Raw genomic sequence first — 17,429 nt, 5'->3', positions numbered from 1 at the left:
AACAGACTGTTTTACCCTAGACGTGTCATCTAGCCTCATACCCACCTCCACCCCTGCCCGCCTGACTGCTACCGCTGCCGTCAAACTTCCCCGACTGGTCCTGCTTGTTGTGGGGACAATTTACATTCTTGCGGGTCTGTTTTTCCGTGACCCCTGGAAGGCAGACGATGTCATCGGGCTTGCAACCATGCTGACCGCCTTGTCTGATCCCAGCGGTCAGGCTTTGCTGTTGCCGCAGGTAGGGGACCTGGCGCATGCCCAGGACGGGCCGCTGACGACCTGGCTGGGGGCGCTGTTCATTACGCTGTTTGCGCCGCTGCTCAAGCTGTTCACCTCCGAACTGAACGCCAATATTGTGGCGTCCCGCCTGCCCAATTTACTGTGGTTCGGCATGCTGGCAGCCTCGGTCTGGCACAGTGCCTACTGGCTGGCCCGTCGTCCCGAAGCCCAACCGTTACGCCTGCCCTTTGGGGGGGAGCCCTCGCCCACCGCCTATGGGCGCATGATTGCCGACGCCACTTTGCTGCTGACAGTGGCCACAGTGGGCATCATCTGGCGCATGCATGAAACGTCGGAAGTGCCGGCCATCATTGCTTTCCAAGCCCTGGCCTTGTACAGCCTGATACGCATGTTCGACCGCCCAGCCTCAGGTGCAATCATGCTGGGCCTGTCTTTGGGTGCCTGCTTTCTGACCCGTGGCTGGCTGGGCGCTGGCCCCATTATGCTGGCCACTGCGCTGTGCTTTATTCCACGCGGCCCCTTGCGCCAGCACAGCCAATGGCTGGCCCTGAGTGCCGTGCTGACCCTGGCCATCATTATGGCCTGGTGGATCCCGGCCAAGCGTGTCAGCGTGTACTGGACTGAACAGTGGCGTCTGTGGCATCTGGCAGCCTGGGGCTGGGCCGGATTCAAGGAGCAGTTGAATAATCTGCGCGACTTGCTCTGGTTCCTCTGGCCTATCTGGCCGTTGGCATTGCTGGCGCTGTGGCAATGGCGCAGCTGGCTCAAAGCCCCGCATATTTACGTACCTGCCATCAGTTTTCTGGTTCCGCTCATCAGCCTATTATTCATGCGCGATGCCTTCGAGCCCGAATACGCCTTGCTGGTCGTGCCTTGCGCCATCCTGGCTGCTTTCTCGCTGCCCACCCTACGTCGTGGCGTCATCAACACGCTGGACTGGTTTGCCATCATGTGTTTCTCGCTGACAGCGGCAACCGTCTGGCTGGGCTGGTTTGCTCAGCAAACCGGATGGCCACGGCAGATTTCGCAAAATATTGCCCGCCAGACGCAAGGCTATGACACCTTTATCTCCTGGCCGGTCATGATTATTGCCGTGCTCGGCACCGTCGCCTGGATCGCACTGGTGCGCTGGCGCTTGTCCTCCAACCCGCCAGGACTGTTGCGTGGCACAGTCTTGTCTGCAGGTGGCCTCATTACCACCTGGCTCTTGCTGGTGACTTTATGGATGCCCTCACTGGACTACGTACGTAGCTACCGCGATGTATCCGGCGAACTGTCTGCCGCCCTGCAGGCGCACAAGCAAGCCGGTGAATGCCTGCGCTCCTGGGGGCTGGGTTCGGGGCAACGAGCCTCCTTCCTGGTATTCAACAACATCAATATCAATTTTGATAACCGCTGCTCCTTGGTACTGGAACAGTTTTCCCTGCGCGACCTGAAAGATGGCAAGGCCCCCATTCCCGACAATGCGGTCCAGCTCTGGCAAGGTAAACGCGGGCCAGATCGCCACGAGGCTTTCCGTCTGCTGCGAGTGCAAGCTCAGTAAGTTTCAATCATGTCCTCCGTGTTTCATCGCAACTGGAAAGGCCAGGCAGGTCAGATCCTGCGTCAGGCCTGGCCTGTGCTGGTCGGCTCCTGGGCAGGTATCGCCTTTGGTGTTCTGGATACCGTCATGGTCGGCCACAGCAGCCCGATCGACCTACAGGCCATGGGCCTGGGCGTATCCATTTACATCACCGTTTTTATTGGCTTGATGGGCGTCATCCACGCTCTGATTCCTATCATTGCGCAACAATTTGGCGCGCGCCGCCTGACAGAAGTGGGCCGCTGGTGGGGGCAAGGCGTGTGGCTGGCCCTTTTGCTGACCTTGATCGGCACCCTGGCGCTGGCCTTTCCCAATATATGGTTACGCTGGTCGGGCGACTTAAGCCCTGAGGTTCACGACCGAGTAACCTGGTATTTACGCAGTCTGATCTTGGCTCTACCCGCCGCCCTGGTATTCCGAACCATTTATTGCCTGGGTACCGCCACATCGCGCCCCAAGGCCGTCATGCTGATCAATCTGTTCAGCGTGGCCTTCAAGGCCCTGTTCAACTGGGTGCTGATTTTCGGGAAATTTGGACTACCGGCCATGGGCGCCGTCGGCTCAGGTTTGGCCACTACGGTAGTGTCCTGGCTGATGCTGGCGGCAGGCCTGTGGTTGCTGCGTACCGACCGCTACTACAAGCCGTTTACGCTGCGACTGGGGCTACCCAACTGGGCGGCCCAAAAAGAACTGCTGCGTCTGGGTCTGCCTATGGGCGGCTCCTACCTGATCGAGATCTGCGCCTTCAGCTTCATGGCACTGCTGGTCGCCCGCGAGGGAGTCTTTGCATCGGGTGCGCACCAGATCATGGCCAATCTGGCCGCCGTCTGCTTTATGGTGCCGATGGCTGTGGGCGTTGCCGCTGCCTCAGTCAGCGCTCAAGCGATTGGTGCGAGGCAATATCATCGCGCCCGCCAAGTGGGAATGCTGAGTCTGGCAATCGTGCTGGCGGGGGTAACCTTAACGATTACCCTATTGGTGCTGCTGCGTCCGACCTTGGCCCATGCCTACACCGATGATGCCGATGTCGCACTCCGGGCTTTGCTGTTGCTGCAACTACTGCCCTTTTTCCACTTTTTCGATGCGTTCCAGTGCCTGATTTCCTATCTGCTGCGCGCGTATAAAGTAGCTTTTGTCCCCATGCTGCTGCAATTCTTTGCCTTGAGCGTACTGGGTTTGGGTGGGGGGTGGTGGCTGGGTTTTGGACCTGCAGCCGGATCGCTGGAAGGCGTCATTCAATGGCTGGCACCGGGAGCACCTGTGGGGGCGGCCAGCTTATGGACCATGTCCAGCCTGGGCCTGGGGGCTTCGGCCTTGTTGCTGCTGTTCTGGTACGTTCATATTTTGCGCATCTACAATCCGACAAGGCGCAAGACGCAGGCGTCCCAATAAGCCAGACCTGGGGCACTGACACTCACTCAGTCCACGGCAAACTCAGACGCTCCGATACTGACTACCCTGTGCTTTTTTACTCTTTGCTCAGCCTCAAAAGCCCAAGGCCGAAATACGGTAAATCTTCAACGCGCAAACATATAAAAAAAACGGGACCAGTTGAATAACTGGTCCCGTTTTTTCTGTTGCCTTACCAAGACAAGGAAACTCAGGCAGCAGGCTTACTGCCTTCAATAGCTTCCGCAAGCTTGACGGTATCGTCTGTAGTTGAATCCGAGGACGCATCCGCCTCTGCCTGCGCCGACTCCTCAACCGCATCAATCAATGGGCTGACCAGGTCCACGACCTTGCTACGCGATAGCAGGCCCAGGAACTCATCATTCTCCCCAGTCACCGCCAAAGGTTCGCTGCTACGCAGCAATTGCCCCAGAATTTCATCCAGCCCCATGGTCGCGGGCACTGAACTCATTTCATCCACAAAGCCGGAGATGTCCCGTGCGCCTTGCTGCACCGCTTCCTGGGCACTGGAACGCATCAAGACACCGGCCAGGCGCTTGCCATCGAGCACAGGCGCATAACGCACGCCCCGTTCGCTCAAGCGCTCCAGCGCATGAACAGCACGAGTACGCATGGTGAAGGTCAATGTCTTGCTGGAATCGCGCACCGCATGGGCCGCATTCAGCACCTTGCTGCGGTTCACGTCTTGCAAGAAAGCCTGTACATAATCGCTGGCGGGCGAGAGCAAAATATCTTCGGGCGAACCTTCCTGGACCAGCTCACCATCTTTCAGAATGGCGATCCGGTTACCCAGGCGCAGGGCCTCATCCAAATCATGCGTAATAAACACAATGGTCTTGTTCAGACGGGCCTGAAGCTCCAGCAACTGATCCTGCATTTCACGTCGAATCAGTGGATCCAACGCCGAAAACGCTTCGTCCATCAAGAGGATGTCCGCATCGGTGGCCAAAGCGCGTGCCAGGCCCACACGTTGCTGCATACCGCCAGACAACTGATGGGGATACTGTTTTTCAAAACCCTGCAGACCCACCTGCTCCAGCCAATAAGTGGCCTTCTCTTCCCGGGCGGCGCGGCCCATGCCCTGCACCTGCAGGCCATAAGCGGCATTTTCCAGCACGGTACGATGCGGAAACAGGCCAAAGCGCTGAAAGACCATGCTGATCTTTTGCTGACGGAACTGCATCAGAGCCTTGCCATCCAGACTCATCACGTCCACATCATCCACCAGAATTTGCCCTGCCGTCGGTTCAATCAAACGGTTGAAGTGGCGAATCAAGGTGGACTTGCCTGAACCGGACAAGCCCATGATGACGTAAATACTGCCAGGCTCGATAGACAGGCTGATATCGCGCAGACCCAGCGTATGACCGCTTTTGGCCAGCAGCTCATCTTTGCGAACACCGTCACAAGCCTCTTGCAGCCAGCGCTCGGGTTGCGAGCCAAAGATCTTATAAATATTGCGAACTTCAATCTTGCTCATGAGGCCTCCCGCGTCTGAAAGCGGCGACCGAACTCTTGCGTAATACGGTCAAACAAGATTGCCAACAGCACAATACCCAAACCGGCCATCAGGCCACGGCCCACTTGCAGGCGGTTAATGCCTTGCAGCACTTCGTAGCCCAGCCCTCGCACACCGATCATGGAAGCGATCACCACCATGGCCAGGGCCATCATGGTTGTCTGGTTAATACCGGCCATGATGTTAGGCATGGCCAGGGGCAGTTGCACCCCGTAGAGCTGCTGCCAACGATTGGACCCAAAAGAACGCGAGGCTTCCAGCACTTCACTGTCGACCAGACGTATTCCCAGATCCGTCAAACGAATGACAGGCGCAATGGCATAAATGATGGTGGCAATCAGGGCGGCGATCTTGCCCAGATTGAACAGCATCACCACCGGAATCAGATAAACAAAGCTGGGCATGGTTTGCATCACATCCAGGATCGGCATCATGATGCGGCGCAGCCAGTTAAAGCTGGCCATCAACAAACCTAGTGGTATGCCTATCAGGACAGACAGGAAAACGGCCACGATCATCAGCGCCAGGGTCTGCATGGCTGCATCCCACAAGCCAATCAAACCGATGGCGAACAACATCGCCCCCATGGCGACGGAGAACAGAACCCGGCGACTGGCAGCCCAACCCAGCACCACCACCACCAACACAACCGCCCACCAAGGGCTGCTGCGTAAGACGGACTCCATAAAAACCAGCATATCCAGCAAAGGCTGGGTCATGGCGCGCAAGGCACTGGAATAATTGTCAACCAGATCACCCACGAACTGATCGATGGGCAAACGTAAGGCGCGCGGATCAATCAACTCAGGAAACATAAAAAACACTCCGTAAAACTCGTGCATGTGGCACGGGCGTGCCGCCCGGCCACAAACTGACCAGGCACAAAAGCGAGGTACGGCTCAGTGTCCACACCCCGAAGGATGCCGATACCGAGGCCGGCCTCGCTTACACAACAACACGAATACTAAAGAGCGGCTTTTACGCGCTGAGCCACTTCCATAGGCACCCACTTGGACCAGGTATCCTGGTGCTCTTTCAGGAACCAGTGCGCCACATCTTCGGGCTCACCCTCGGTTTTTTCCATATGAGCCATGGTGTCGTTCATCAACTCCAAAGGCACGCTGACATTGGCCAGGAAGGCCGTCAACTCGGGAGCCTGCTTGGAGAACTCCGTATTAACAGCGGTGAACACCGGATTTTCGGGGTAGTCGCTAGGCTCCGGATTGGCACAATTGGGGTCCGTCAAACAACCATGCTTTTTCGCGTCATAGGCTGGCAACTCCAGCTTGACCAGATCCATGGAGCCCACCAGCGGTGTCGGGTACCAGTAGTAGAAAACGATGTTTTCCTTGCGCTGGTAAGCGGAGGTCAAGGCAGCCTTCTGCGTGGCACCGGTACCGGGCGAGAACAAGGTGTAGGTATCACCCAGCTTCAGGGCATTGAACAGATTGCCACTGACCACTTCACACCCCCAACCTGCCGGGCAGCCATAGAAACGGCCTTTACCGGGCTCTTCAGGGTCTTTGAATTGATCTTTGAACTTGGGCAAGTCCGCGGCGGACTTCAGCTCTGGCAAACGCTCGGCCGTGTAGCGTGGAATGAACCAGGCTTCGCCACCCATGTAGATATCACCAATACGTTTTACTTTCCCTGTAGCTTGCGCCTGTTTCCAGGGGTCTGCCACACTGTTGAGCCAGATTTCCGTGTTGACATCCAGGTCGCCTCGCTCCAATGCAGCCAAAGCCGGAAGCGTCTCGACCGAGATGACCTCAGTCTTGCAGCCATAGCCCTTGTCAGCAATAAAACGCTCGACTTCAGTCAGGACCAGGTTGGATTCCCAATTCATACCGCCAAAGCGGACAGCACGATCCAGTTCGCAGGAAACCGGGGTAGCGGCTTGTGCGGCGGACGACAAACCCAGCAAAACGCTGGTCAGAACAGAGGCTTGAATCAGGGGAAAGCGGTGCAAGCGCGACTTGGCACCGGCGTGAGGGAAGTATGAAGACATGATGCTCCTCCTTGAGTTACTGTGGACGCGTCCTGCATGATCAGTCGGCGCCAAGGCTAAAGGGGTGTGCGGAAGACGATGCTTTTATCGCCAATACATACCTACGTATAGACGAGTGCCAGGCACTCACGAAAAACCCGGAACGATGCGTATGGGTAAACACCCTTTTTTATATCGTTCTGCGCCCTGACCGAAACAAAACGGCTGGGGCCGGGTCACACCGCGCGGGGCGATGATTTGGTGCGAATAGAACACGCTGCACGAGCGGTTCTGGATCGAATTGATGAATAAGACAAGGAAGCCATTCTACGGGTCTTTGCAATCAAAAACAAATTATTACCACGAAAAACCAGTAAAATCCAAAAATATGTCAATGGTTAAAACACAACAAAACCCTTGTTTGACGTGGTTTCAGCGATTTTCTAAATTTTTTTTTGTTACTTAATGATTCAGAGCGAATCGAGGGATGTAGAAACCGGGCCCAAAAAGGCAAATGACAAGGCATAACACCTTGTCATTTGCTCTTTGGATGACTGACTTAAGGCTGGTACATGTAATCCCGTCGCCATGGATACACGATGCCAGGCGCATACTCCAGCTCCTGGGTCCGCCCTACACTTTGGGCCTGAGCCAGAACCTGATGCAAGGCGATCCAGCCATGCTCAAAGCCCATGGCACAACCGGCCAGATACACCCGATAAGCACGCAGGGATTTTTGGCCCTGCTCCGAATCCAGCGTCGCTTTGGCCTTGTCCAACTGACTTTCCAGTGCATCGCTCCAGGCCCACAAGGTACGCGCATAGTGGGGACGAAGATTTTCAATATCTAGCCCTTCCAGACCACCTTCCGCCAAATGACGCAATACATGGCTGATATGAGTCAGCTCTCCACCGGGGAAAATGTATTTCTCGATAAAGTCGCCCATCCCGGCGCCCAGTTGGCTATTGTCCACACCACCGGCCGTAATACCGTGATTCAGAATCAAACCACCGGGTTTGACCAAACGACGCAGCTTGTCAAAATAGGCCGTCAACTGTGCTCGCCCCACATGCTCGAACATGCCCACCGAGGCCAGCTTGTCATAAGGCTTGAGTTCATCGAGCTCACGGTAATCAAGCAGCATCATACGGGCGCGGCCCGACAGACCCTTTTGCTCGATCAGCCCGTTCACATAGGCATGCTGGTTACGGGACAAGGTAATACCTGTCACGTCCACATCGTAGTGTTCAGCAGCCCACATCAACAGCCCCCCCCACCCGGCCCCGACATCCAGAAAACGCTCGCCGGATTGCAGACGTAGCTTGCGACAAATGTGCTCCAGCTTGGCTTCCTGAGCCTGAGCCAGCGTCATGTCCGGCTCGCGGTAATAGGCGCAGGAATAGACCCGACGCGGGTCCAGCCACAAGGCGTAGAAATCATCCGACAAGTCGTAGTGAAACTGGATCTGCTTGGCGTCCTTTTCCTGGGAGTGACGCCAGACAGAAGTCAGGTGCTTGATGATGGAGGTCAGCCAGCCCGCCTGGGCGGCATCGACTGGCGAGCCCGGCAAGATATCAGCGGCCAATTGCATCAAATCGCGCATGGACCCGTCAAAGTCCATACGCCCCTCCACGTAGGCCTCGCCCAACTGTCCGGACTGGCCGGCAGCCAGTTGCGCCAAGGTGGCATTGTCTTTGATCGTCAGATGAACCGATGCGTTGGTTGTCCCGACCTGCTCACCATTGGGCAAGGTCAGTCGAACCGGAACGCTGAGTTGATCTAATTTGGCTTGGACCATGGATGAAATTGAACTCAACTTCGCCTCCTTGCATGTAAACAAACAAAGATGACAATGTGCCGCCTACCGCGACACACCGCCCGTAAGCTGTCAATCCTGTAGCCTAATACAATCCGCCCCTGGATCCGTTGCGTCAAAGTCACGGATCACATACTTCAAACCTAAAGCACTTACCTCAATATTGACGTTTCCCCATGCTAAACTGCCTGCCTTTGGCCCATTGCATCGGCTTGCATTGATGCGCGGCACAGGGTAGTGGGTTCAGGCTCTCGGCCAGGATCTGCCCCACCTTAATACTTGGCCCGATGACACGCAACCACTCCCCTGCATTTCCACCCTGGCTGATTCTGATGGGGCTACTCACGGCCCTGGGCCCTTTGGCCATTGATATGTACCTGCCCGCCTTCCCGGCGATGGCCCAGAGCCTGAACACCTCGGCAGGCATGGTAGAGCGCACGCTAGCGGGTTTCCTCTTGGGCGTCGGTGTGGCCCAACTGGTCTATGGCCCAATGGCAGACCGCTTCGGCCGCAAGCTGCCCTTGCTGATGGGCGTGCTGATTTTCACCACCGCTTCTTTTTTCTGTGCACGCGCCAGCGATATTGATGAACTAACTGTCTGGCGTATCGTCCAGGCCTTCGGAGGGGCGGCTGGCATGGCCATTCCCCGTGCCGTGATCCGGGACCGTTTCGAGACCCGTGAAGCCGCCCGCGCCCTGTCCATGCTGATGCTGATCATGGGGGTTATGCCCATTCTGGCTCCGCTGATTGGCGGCCAGATCCTGCTGTTTAGCGACTGGCGCGGCATCTTTTACTTCATGGCAGGCTGTGGTGTGCTCCTGTGGCTGCTGACTTTTTTCACCATGAAAGAGTCTCTGGCCCCGGAGCGCGTACTGCCGCTGCAGCCCAAACTGATCGCACATAATTACAGCGCCTTGCTGCGTGACCGGCCGTTCATGTTTTATTCCCTGGCCGCCGGTTTCAGCTCTGCGGGCATGTTTGCCTATATCGCCGGATCGCCGCGCGTTTTTATCGACTTGTTTTCTGTCGAGCCGCGTCATTTCGGTTTTTATTTTGGTGCCAATGCGGCCTGTCTGATTGTTTTCTCTCAAGTCAGTGCCCGCTTGCTCAATACTTACAGCCCACCCACATTGTTGCGCGTGGCGCAGGGACTGCAGGTGATCTTTACTGTGCTGGGCGCGATTCTGACCCTGCTGGGCGTGCTGGATCTGACCTGGTTGATGGTGACACTGATGGGTTTTATGGCTTGTCAGGGCTTTGTAAACCCCAACTCCGCCGCCCTGGCCCTGTCTGAACAAGGTCTTCGCCTGGGAACTGCTTCGGCCTTGATGGGCGCTTTGCAAATGCTGTGTGGAGCGTTAGCCGGTTTCGCCGTCAGCAGTTGGGCTGCTCCCAATGCTTTGCCATTGACCGCCGTATTGGCGATCTGTGCCATCTTATCGTGGCTGTTTGGCCGCAATGCCGCGAGGAAAGCACGGTAAAACTTGATCTAAGTGATTTTTCCATATTAGAATAATCTTCTTTGTACCCCAGCACTGGGGTTAACACGATCCTAATTTTACAATCGCCCGCGGCTTTTTTCGTTTAGCGGAGGCTGATTTAGATCTCAAGGGGTATGACCATGGCACGCGTATGCCAAGTGACCGGAAAAGGCCCAATGTCGGGCAACAATGTTTCGCACGCCAACAATAAAACCAAGCGTCGCTTCCTGCCAAACCTGCAGTCCCGTCGTTTCTGGGTTGAAAGTGAAAACCGCTGGGTTCGCCTGCGCGTTTCCGCTAATGCTATCCGCACCATCGACAAGAACGGTATCGACTCCGTTCTGGCCGAAATGCGCTCCCGCGGCGAAAAATACTAAGCTGCGCTTCTTAAACATTTAACCAGGAGCTCATCATGGCTAAAGGTATACGCGAAAAAATCAAACTCGAATCGTCCGCCGGCACCGGTCACTTCTACACCACCACAAAAAACAAGCGCAACATGCCTGAAAAAATGGTGATCAAGAAATTTGACCCCGTCGTTCGCAAGCACGTCGAGTACAAAGAAACCAAGCTGCGTTAATTCGCGCCCGCCGCTACTGCAGCGGATTGGTTTTCAAAAAAAGCCCCTGCCCTGCAGGGGTTTTTTTTGCGCTTCACAGGCTGCTGTGACAGGCCTGCCTCCTATCTGCCATTACGCTCATGCACACTGCCCACCATGCAGCCGTCCACAGCGAGATTTGCCCCGTATAATGGCGGATACTCCTTTACTTTTGTCTAAAACGGTATTGCCACTCATGCAGGAACGTTACAACCCCAGCGAGGTTGAACAACTCGCTCAGCAAAACTGGACCGATCGGGACGCCTATCGCGCCGTCGAAAACGCCACCGCTCCCGATGGCTCGCTCAAACCCAAGTTTTACGCATGCTCCATGCTGCCCTACCCCAGCGGCAAGCTACACATGGGCCACGTGCGCAACTACACCATCAACGACATGATGGCGCGCCAGCTACGCATGCGCGGTTTTAACGTTCTCATGCCTATGGGCTGGGATGCTTTTGGCATGCCTGCTGAAAACGCCGCCATCAAATCGCAAGTGCCACCCGCCAAGTGGACTTACGACAATATTGCCTACATGAAAAAGCAGATGCAGGCGATGGGGCTGGCTATCGACTGGTCGCGCGAAATGTGCGCCTGCGACCCTGAATACTACAAATGGAACCAGTGGCTGTTCCTGAAGATGCTGGAAAAAGGCATTGCCTACCGCAAGACCCAGACCGTGAACTGGGACCCGGTAGACCAAACCGTTCTGGCCAACGAACAAGTTATTGAAGGCCGTGGCTGGCGCTCGGGCGCGCTGGTTGAAAAGCGTGAAATCCCTGGCTACTACCTGCGCATTACCGACTACGCCGAAGAGCTGCTGGAGACCGTCAAAACCGGCCTACCCGGCTGGCCCGAACGTGTTCGCCTGATGCAGGAAAACTGGATCGGCAAGAGTCAGGGCGTGCGCTTTGCCTTCCCTCACGAAATTCGTGACGAGCAAGGCCAACTGATTCAGGATGGGCGACTGTACGTGTTCACGACCCGCGTGGACACCATCATGGGCGTCACTTTCTGTGCCGTTGCCCCTGAACACCCACTGGCTGCTTTGGCTGCTCGTCACAACCCTGAGCTGGCTGCCTTTATCGAGGAATGCAAGAAAGGCGGCACCACGGAAGCCGATATGGCGACCCGCGAGAAAGAAGGCCTGCCTACCGGCCTGAGCGTCAAGCACCCCCTGACGGGTGCGGACGTTCCTGTCTGGGTCGGTAACTACGTCTTGATGAGCTACGGCGACGGTGCCGTGATGGGCGTGCCCGCTCACGACGAGCGCGACTTCGCCTTTGCGCTGAAGTACCAATTGCCTATTCAGCAAGTCATTGGCGTTGAAGGCAAAGAATACGACGCCACCCAATGGCAAGACTGGTACGGCGACAAGCAGCAAGGTCAAACCATCAACTCCGGCAAATACGACGGCCTGGCGCACGTCGCTGCCGTCGATGCCATTGCTGCCGATCTGAACGCCAAGGAACTGGGCGAGAAACAAACCACCTACCGTCTGCGCGACTGGGGCATTTCCCGTCAGCGTTACTGGGGCACCCCAATCCCGATCATCCATTGCGACGATTGCGGTCCGGTGCCTGTTCCAGAAAAAGACCTGCCCGTGGTTCTGCCCGAAGAGCTGATTCCCGATGGCAGCGGCAACCCGCTGAACAAGCACGAAGCCTTCCTGAAGTGCGCTTGCCCTTCTTGCGGCAAACCGGCTCGTCGCGAAACGGACACCATGGACACCTTTGTGGACTCGTCCTGGTACTTCCTGCGCTACACCACCCCCAATCTGCACGATTCCATGACTGATCCACGTAGCGATTACTGGATGCCCATGGATCAGTACATCGGCGGTATCGAACACGCTGTGCTGCACTTGCTATACGCCCGTTTCTGGACCAAAGTCATGCGCGACATGGGGCTGGTCAAGATCGACGAGCCCTTCACTCGCCTGCTGTGCCAGGGTATGGTGCTCAATCACAGCTACACCCGCCGCACCCCACAAGGGGGTATCGAATACTTCTGGCCTGAAACTGTCGAAAACATTTACGACGAGAAAGGCGCGATTATCGGTGCCCGCTTAAAGAGTGATGGTCAGCCCGTTCAATACAACGGTATTGGCACCATGTCCAAGTCCAAGAACAACGGCGTGGACCCCCAGTCCCTGATCGATACCATGGGAGCAGATACCGCCCGCCTGTTCATCATGTTCGCCAGCCCGCCAGAGCAGACACTGGAGTGGTCGGACTCGGGCGTGGACGGCGCCAACCGCTTTCTGCGTCGCTTGTGGGCCTTCTGCTACAACCGCGCCGATGCTCTGCGCGCTGGCAATGCACAAACGACCGACTGGAGCGATCTGGACGCTGCTGCCAAACGTGCCCGTCTGGAAATCCACTCCTTGCTCAAACAAGCCAATTACGACTACGAGCGCATTCAGTACAACACCGTCGTGTCGGCTTGCATGAAAATGCTCAACACCCTGGAGCAGACGCAATGGGAAGACACGCCGGCCGCACAACGTGCGCTAGCTGAAACTACCTCCATCCTGTTGCGCGTTCTGTATCCAGTTGTCCCCCACATCACCTGGCAGTTGTGGCGTGAGCTGGGTTGGGCTGACGGTCAAGGCGATATGCTGGATGCTCAATGGCCTGTCGTGGATGAACAAGCCTTGATTGCCGACGAAGTCGAGTTGATGCTGCAAGTCAACGGCAAGCTGCGCGGCTCTCTGGTCGTACCCCAGGGAGCAGAAAAGGCCGCCATTGAACAAGCCGCAGCCGAACACGCAGCGGTGCTCAAGTATCTGGAAGGCCGTCCCGCCAAGCGCATCATCGTGGTGCCTGGCAAACTTGTTAACGTCGTAGGTTAATCATGCACTTAGCCCGCCTGCTTCCTTCCAGCGCCTTGTCTGTTCCTGCACCCAGGTTCTGGGGACTGGCGGGCTTGATCATCCTGCTCAGTTTTTTTCTGACAGCGTGTGGTTTCCACCTCAAAGGAATAGCCCCACTGCCGTTCAACGCGATTTACACCAACATTACAGACAACAGCGCTTTTGGCGCGAACCTGCGTCGAACCCTATTGGCCAGCTCGCCTCAAAGTCGCTTTGTGGAGAGCCCGCAAGAGGCCCAGGCCATTTTGCGACAGCTCTCGCTCAACCGTAATCAGCGTGAAATCTCCATCAACGCCAAAGGCCAGGTGGAAGAATACGAACTGCAACTGACCTTCACATTTGAGCTGCTGGACGCCAAAGGCCGCGTAGTTCTGCCGCCCACCACGCTGGACGTCATACGTGAAGTGCCTTATGACGCGGAAGCCGTCCAAGCCAAAGACAGCGAAATCGAGATGATTTTCCGTGATATGGAACAATCCTTGATCAACCGCATTGTGCGTCGCCTAAGCTCGCCCGATGTCACCAGCGCCTACCTCTTCATCAGCAGTCAGCCCGAGCTCAGTTCCATGGAAGAGATGGAGCTGCTGCCCAACCGACAACAGGCACCGTTGTAAAGATGGGGCGCAGGGTCGACCACGACACCTTGCTGCGCGAGCTGGCCACGCCATCTGCAGCCTTCCAACCGCTTTATGTGGTGTCTGGCGACGAGCCCCTTTTGCTGGTTGAAGCCGCCGATGCCGTGCGCGCTCGCGCCCGCCAGGATGGTTTTACGGAACGCAGCAGCTTTACCCTGGATGCACGCGCAGATTGGTCACAGCTGTTTGCTGTCGCCCAGAACATCTCTCTGTTTGGCGATCAAAAACTGGTGGATGTCAGCATTCCCAGTGGCAAGCCCGGCAAGCCGGGCGGCGATGCCTTGCAAAAACTGTGCGGACTGATCAGTGGCGGGCAGATGGATGGCACCAGCTTTCTGATCCAACTCCCCCGCCTGGATAAAGCCACACGCAACAGCAAATGGTGCCAGGCTTTGGAGCAAGTGGCCAGTTGGATTGACATCCAGCCCGTCAACCGCAACTCCCTGGCAGGCTGGATTGCCCAACGCCTCAAAGCCCAGGATCAAAGCCTGGAGCGCAACAGCCTGGAATGGATGGCTGACAAGGTCGAAGGCAACCTCTTGGCGGCTCACCAGGAAATTCAGAAACTGGCCCTGATTTACCCTCCCGGTCAGTTAAGCCAAGAGGAACTGGAAAACGCCGTCCTGAACGTGGCTCGCTACAGCGTGTTTGATTTGCGCGACTCCATGCTGGCTGGCCATAGTCAACGCGCCCTGACTGTGCTCGATGGCTTGCAGGCAGAGGGCGAGGCCCTGCCTCTGGTCTTGTGGGCGGTAGGCGAGGAAATCCGCACCCTGGCACGTTTATCGCAAGCCCGTCAACAAGGGCAGGATCTGTCCAACCTGTTTCGCCAATACCGCATTTTTGGCCCACGTGAAAAACTCGTCCGTCAGGCATTGGACCGCATCCCGCCTCAAAGCTGGCCTGCCTCGGTGCTACATGCTCACGATATAGACCGATTGATCAAAGGCCTGCACCCCAGCGGACGTCAACAAGACCCGTGGGAAGAAATGCGCCGCCTGACCATGCGTATCGCGGTTGCGACACAAGCGCCCCGCCGCTAAGCGTCCGACACCCCTTAACTTCTTAATTGTTGCGATAATGCTCTCTTGAACCGGAGAGTTACACGGCTATGAACGATATCACCCAGTCCTCTACCACCACCCAGGTCGGCGATCTGTCCGCCATGATGCAAGATTTGGGCAAGCGCGCCCAGCTTGCAGCCCGTCGCATGCGCGCCGCCACTGGCAAAGCCAAGGCCGATGCCCTGCGCTATATGGCGGATGCCCTGATTGAGCAAAAAGCCCAGTTGCAAGCGGCCAACGAACTGGACTTGCAGGCAGCACGTGAGCGTCAGATCGCCCCGGCCATGATCGAGCGCCTGGCTCTGTCAGACCGGGCACTGGAGATCATGACCACAGGGCTGCGTCAAATTGCGGACATGGACGATCCCGTTGGCCAGATCAGCGCCTCGCGCACCCGTCCCAATGGCATGCGCGTGGCTCAGATGCGTGTACCTTTAGGGGTGATCGGCATCATTTACGAATCACGCCCCAATGTGACCATTGACGCCGCCGCCTTGTGCCTGAAATCTGGCAACGCCACCATTCTGCGCGGCGGCAGTGAAGCTTTTCACTCTAACCAGGCCCTGGCACACATTATTTCCAGCAGTCTGGAGCGTGCCGGCTTGCCTAAAGATGCCGTGCAAGTCGTTCCCACCACCGATCGCGACGCCGTTGGCTTGCTCGTCACCATGAACGACTACGTGGATGTCATTGTCCCGCGTGGTGGCAAGAGCCTGATCCAGCGGCTCAGCGCCGAAGCCACGGTTCCCCTGATCAAACACCTGGACGGAAACTGCCACGTCTACGTGGATGAATTTGCCGATCTGGAAAAAGCCTCTCGCATCGTGTTCAATGCCAAAACCTACCGCTACGGTATTTGCGGCACCATGGAAACCTTGCTGGTTCACCGCAGCATTGCACCGGCTTTCCTGCCAGAAATGGCCCGCCAATTACAGGACAAAGGGGTGGAGTTGCGAGGCTGTGAACAAACCCGTGCCCTGGTCGCCAACGTGGCCCCCGCTACCGAGCAAGACTGGGAAACCGAATTTGCCGCGGCCATTCTGGCGATCCGCATTGTCGATTCCATGGACCAGGCCATGGACCATATTGCCCAGTACAGCTCTGAGCACACAGAATCCATCGTGACAGAAAACCTGAGCCAGGCCGAGCGCTTCCAGCGCGAGGTAGACTCCAGTTCCGTCATGGTGAACCTGCCTACCTGTTTTGCCGATGGCTTCGAATACGGCCTGGGTGCAGAAATCGGTATTTCCACCAACCGTCTTCATGCCCGTGGCCCTGTTGGCCTGGAAGGCCTGACGACCTACAAATGGGTCTTGCATGGCAATGGCCAAATACGTGGTTAAATCATGCTTTGGTTAAAAACATTTCACATCTTGTTTGTAACCTCCTGGTTTGCGGGGCTATTTTATCTGCCCCGCATCTATGTCAATCTTGCCCAGGAGCAAGATACCAAGACCTATGAAACGCTCTTGGGTATGGCCCGACGCCTGTATCGTTTTATGGCCCCTTTGGCCATTTTGACCTTGCTGACAGGCCTGGGACTATTTTTGTATTACGGCATAGGCAAAGGACAGGGTTGGATGCATGCCAAACTAACCCTGGTTTTGATCCTGTTTGCCTTTCACGGTGTGTGCGGGCGCTATCTGCGGCAGTTCCAACAAGGGAAACAAAGCCGCTCACACGTATTCTTCCGCTGGTTCAATGAAATTCCGGTCATCGTTCTGCTACTGGTCCTCATCCTGGTGGTTATAAAACCCTTCTAATACCTTATTCATGTCAGACCAATCTGAACGCAAGACACTTAGCCTGAGCCCAGGCACTAAAAAGAAAGCCAGCAATGCGGAACCCCGCGTGCGCTCGGGTGCGCGCGCACGTGCGGCCAGCCAGCAGCAAGACCGCCAAGGCGGCCCCAAACGCGAGGCACGCCCCTACGTAGAAAAACGTGACCAGGAACGCCGTGAGCGTCCCGCATTCAACCGTGACCGCGAAGGTGGCCGTCCGCAATCGGGCGAACGTCGCGAATTCTCCGGTGAACGCCGTGAGCGTCCCGCATTTGACCGCAACCGCGAAGGTGGCCGTCCGCAATCGGGCGAACGTCGTGAATTCTCCGGTGAGCGTCGTGAGCGTCCCGCATTCGACCGCAACCGCGAAGGTGGCCGTCCGCAATCGGGCGAACGTCGTGAGTTCTCTGGCGAGCGCCGTGAGCGTCCCGCATTCAACCG

The 17,429-nt window shown here is 56.7% G+C and carries 14 protein-coding genes; 10 read left to right on the top strand and 4 right to left on the bottom strand.

The features are described 5' to 3' along the window. Window positions 1-22: 22 nt before the first annotated feature. Both LNA76_RS01705 and LNA76_RS01700 read left to right on the top strand, forming a co-directional pair. Window positions 23-1,783 (top strand): ArnT family glycosyltransferase, encoded by a 1,761-nt coding sequence (locus tag LNA76_RS01705; RefSeq protein WP_125276560.1) that lies wholly within the window; start codon window positions 23-25, stop codon window positions 1,781-1,783. Between the two features lie 9 nt (window positions 1,784-1,792). Continuing rightward, window positions 1,793-3,214 carry an MATE family efflux transporter gene (locus LNA76_RS01700; RefSeq protein ID WP_094197260.1) on the top strand — a complete coding sequence of 474 codons (1,422 nt, stop codon included), beginning with the start codon at window positions 1,793-1,795 and terminating at the stop codon, window positions 3,212-3,214. Window positions 3,215-3,422: 208 nt separating this feature from the next. Here LNA76_RS01700 and LNA76_RS01695 read toward each other — a convergent pair whose 3' ends face one another. The 4 genes from LNA76_RS01695 to LNA76_RS01680 all read right to left on the bottom strand — a co-directional run bounded on the left by LNA76_RS01695 (window position 3,423) and on the right by LNA76_RS01680 (window position 8,536). Then, complete coding sequence (locus tag LNA76_RS01695; protein ID WP_108727735.1) at window positions 3,423-4,712, bottom strand: quaternary amine ABC transporter ATP-binding protein; 1,290 nt, start codon at window positions 4,710-4,712, stop codon at window positions 3,423-3,425. Further along, window positions 4,709-5,566, bottom strand: coding sequence for an ABC transporter permease (locus tag LNA76_RS01690; RefSeq protein WP_094197262.1), 858 nt, complete (start codon window positions 5,564-5,566; stop codon window positions 4,709-4,711). The genes LNA76_RS01695 and LNA76_RS01690 overlap by 4 nt, the downstream gene beginning before the upstream one ends. A gap of 149 nt (window positions 5,567-5,715) precedes the next feature. Next, complete coding sequence (locus LNA76_RS01685) at window positions 5,716-6,759, bottom strand: ABC transporter substrate-binding protein (protein WP_230017725.1); 1,044 nt, start codon at window positions 6,757-6,759, stop codon at window positions 5,716-5,718. 538 nt (window positions 6,760-7,297) lie between these two features. Further along, window positions 7,298-8,536, bottom strand: coding sequence for a class I SAM-dependent methyltransferase (locus LNA76_RS01680; protein WP_094197263.1), 1,239 nt, complete (start codon window positions 8,534-8,536; stop codon window positions 7,298-7,300). Window positions 8,537-8,886: 350 nt separating this feature from the next. Here LNA76_RS01680 and LNA76_RS01675 point away from each other — a divergent pair, with 350 nt between their 5' ends. The 8 genes from LNA76_RS01675 (at window position 8,887) to LNA76_RS01640 (ending at window position 16,970) form a co-directional block, all read left to right on the top strand. Then, complete coding sequence (locus tag LNA76_RS01675) at window positions 8,887-10,035, top strand: Bcr/CflA family multidrug efflux MFS transporter (protein ID WP_094198393.1); 1,149 nt, start codon at window positions 8,887-8,889, stop codon at window positions 10,033-10,035. A gap of 140 nt (window positions 10,036-10,175) precedes the next feature. Continuing rightward, window positions 10,176-10,412: a 50S ribosomal protein L28 gene (gene rpmB, locus LNA76_RS01670; protein WP_003802782.1), complete on the top strand. Its 237-nt coding sequence runs from the start codon at window positions 10,176-10,178 to the stop codon at window positions 10,410-10,412. 35 nt (window positions 10,413-10,447) lie between these two features. Next, window positions 10,448-10,615 carry a 50S ribosomal protein L33 gene (gene rpmG / locus LNA76_RS01665; protein WP_003802781.1) on the top strand — a complete coding sequence of 56 codons (168 nt, stop codon included), beginning with the start codon at window positions 10,448-10,450 and terminating at the stop codon, window positions 10,613-10,615. Between the two features lie 214 nt (window positions 10,616-10,829). Next, window positions 10,830-13,487, top strand: a complete 2,658-nt coding sequence (gene leuS / locus LNA76_RS01660) for a leucine--tRNA ligase (protein ID WP_094197264.1) — start codon at window positions 10,830-10,832, stop codon at window positions 13,485-13,487. A 2-nt stretch (window positions 13,488-13,489) separates the two neighbouring features. Beyond that, window positions 13,490-14,122, top strand: coding sequence for an LPS-assembly lipoprotein LptE (locus LNA76_RS01655; protein WP_094197265.1), 633 nt, complete (start codon window positions 13,490-13,492; stop codon window positions 14,120-14,122). Window positions 14,123-14,124: 2 nt separating this feature from the next. Then, window positions 14,125-15,186, top strand: coding sequence for a DNA polymerase III subunit delta (holA, locus tag LNA76_RS01650; protein WP_094197266.1), 1,062 nt, complete (start codon window positions 14,125-14,127; stop codon window positions 15,184-15,186). 68 nt (window positions 15,187-15,254) lie between these two features. Continuing rightward, on the top strand, window positions 15,255-16,550 hold the full coding sequence (locus tag LNA76_RS01645; RefSeq protein WP_442778970.1) for a glutamate-5-semialdehyde dehydrogenase: 1,296 nt from the start codon (window positions 15,255-15,257) through the stop codon (window positions 16,548-16,550). Between the two features lie 3 nt (window positions 16,551-16,553). Continuing rightward, a complete protein-coding gene (locus LNA76_RS01640) occupies window positions 16,554-16,970 on the top strand; it encodes a CopD family protein (protein ID WP_094197268.1) in 417 nt (138 codons plus the stop codon). Window positions 16,971-17,429: the final 459 nt, after the last annotated feature.

Origin of the sequence: Alcaligenes sp. MMA (assembly GCF_020907215.1) — a bacterium.
Classification (GTDB): domain Bacteria; phylum Pseudomonadota; class Gammaproteobacteria; order Burkholderiales; family Burkholderiaceae_B; genus Alcaligenes; species Alcaligenes aquatilis.
This window is presented reverse-complemented; position numbering and strand designations above follow the sequence as displayed.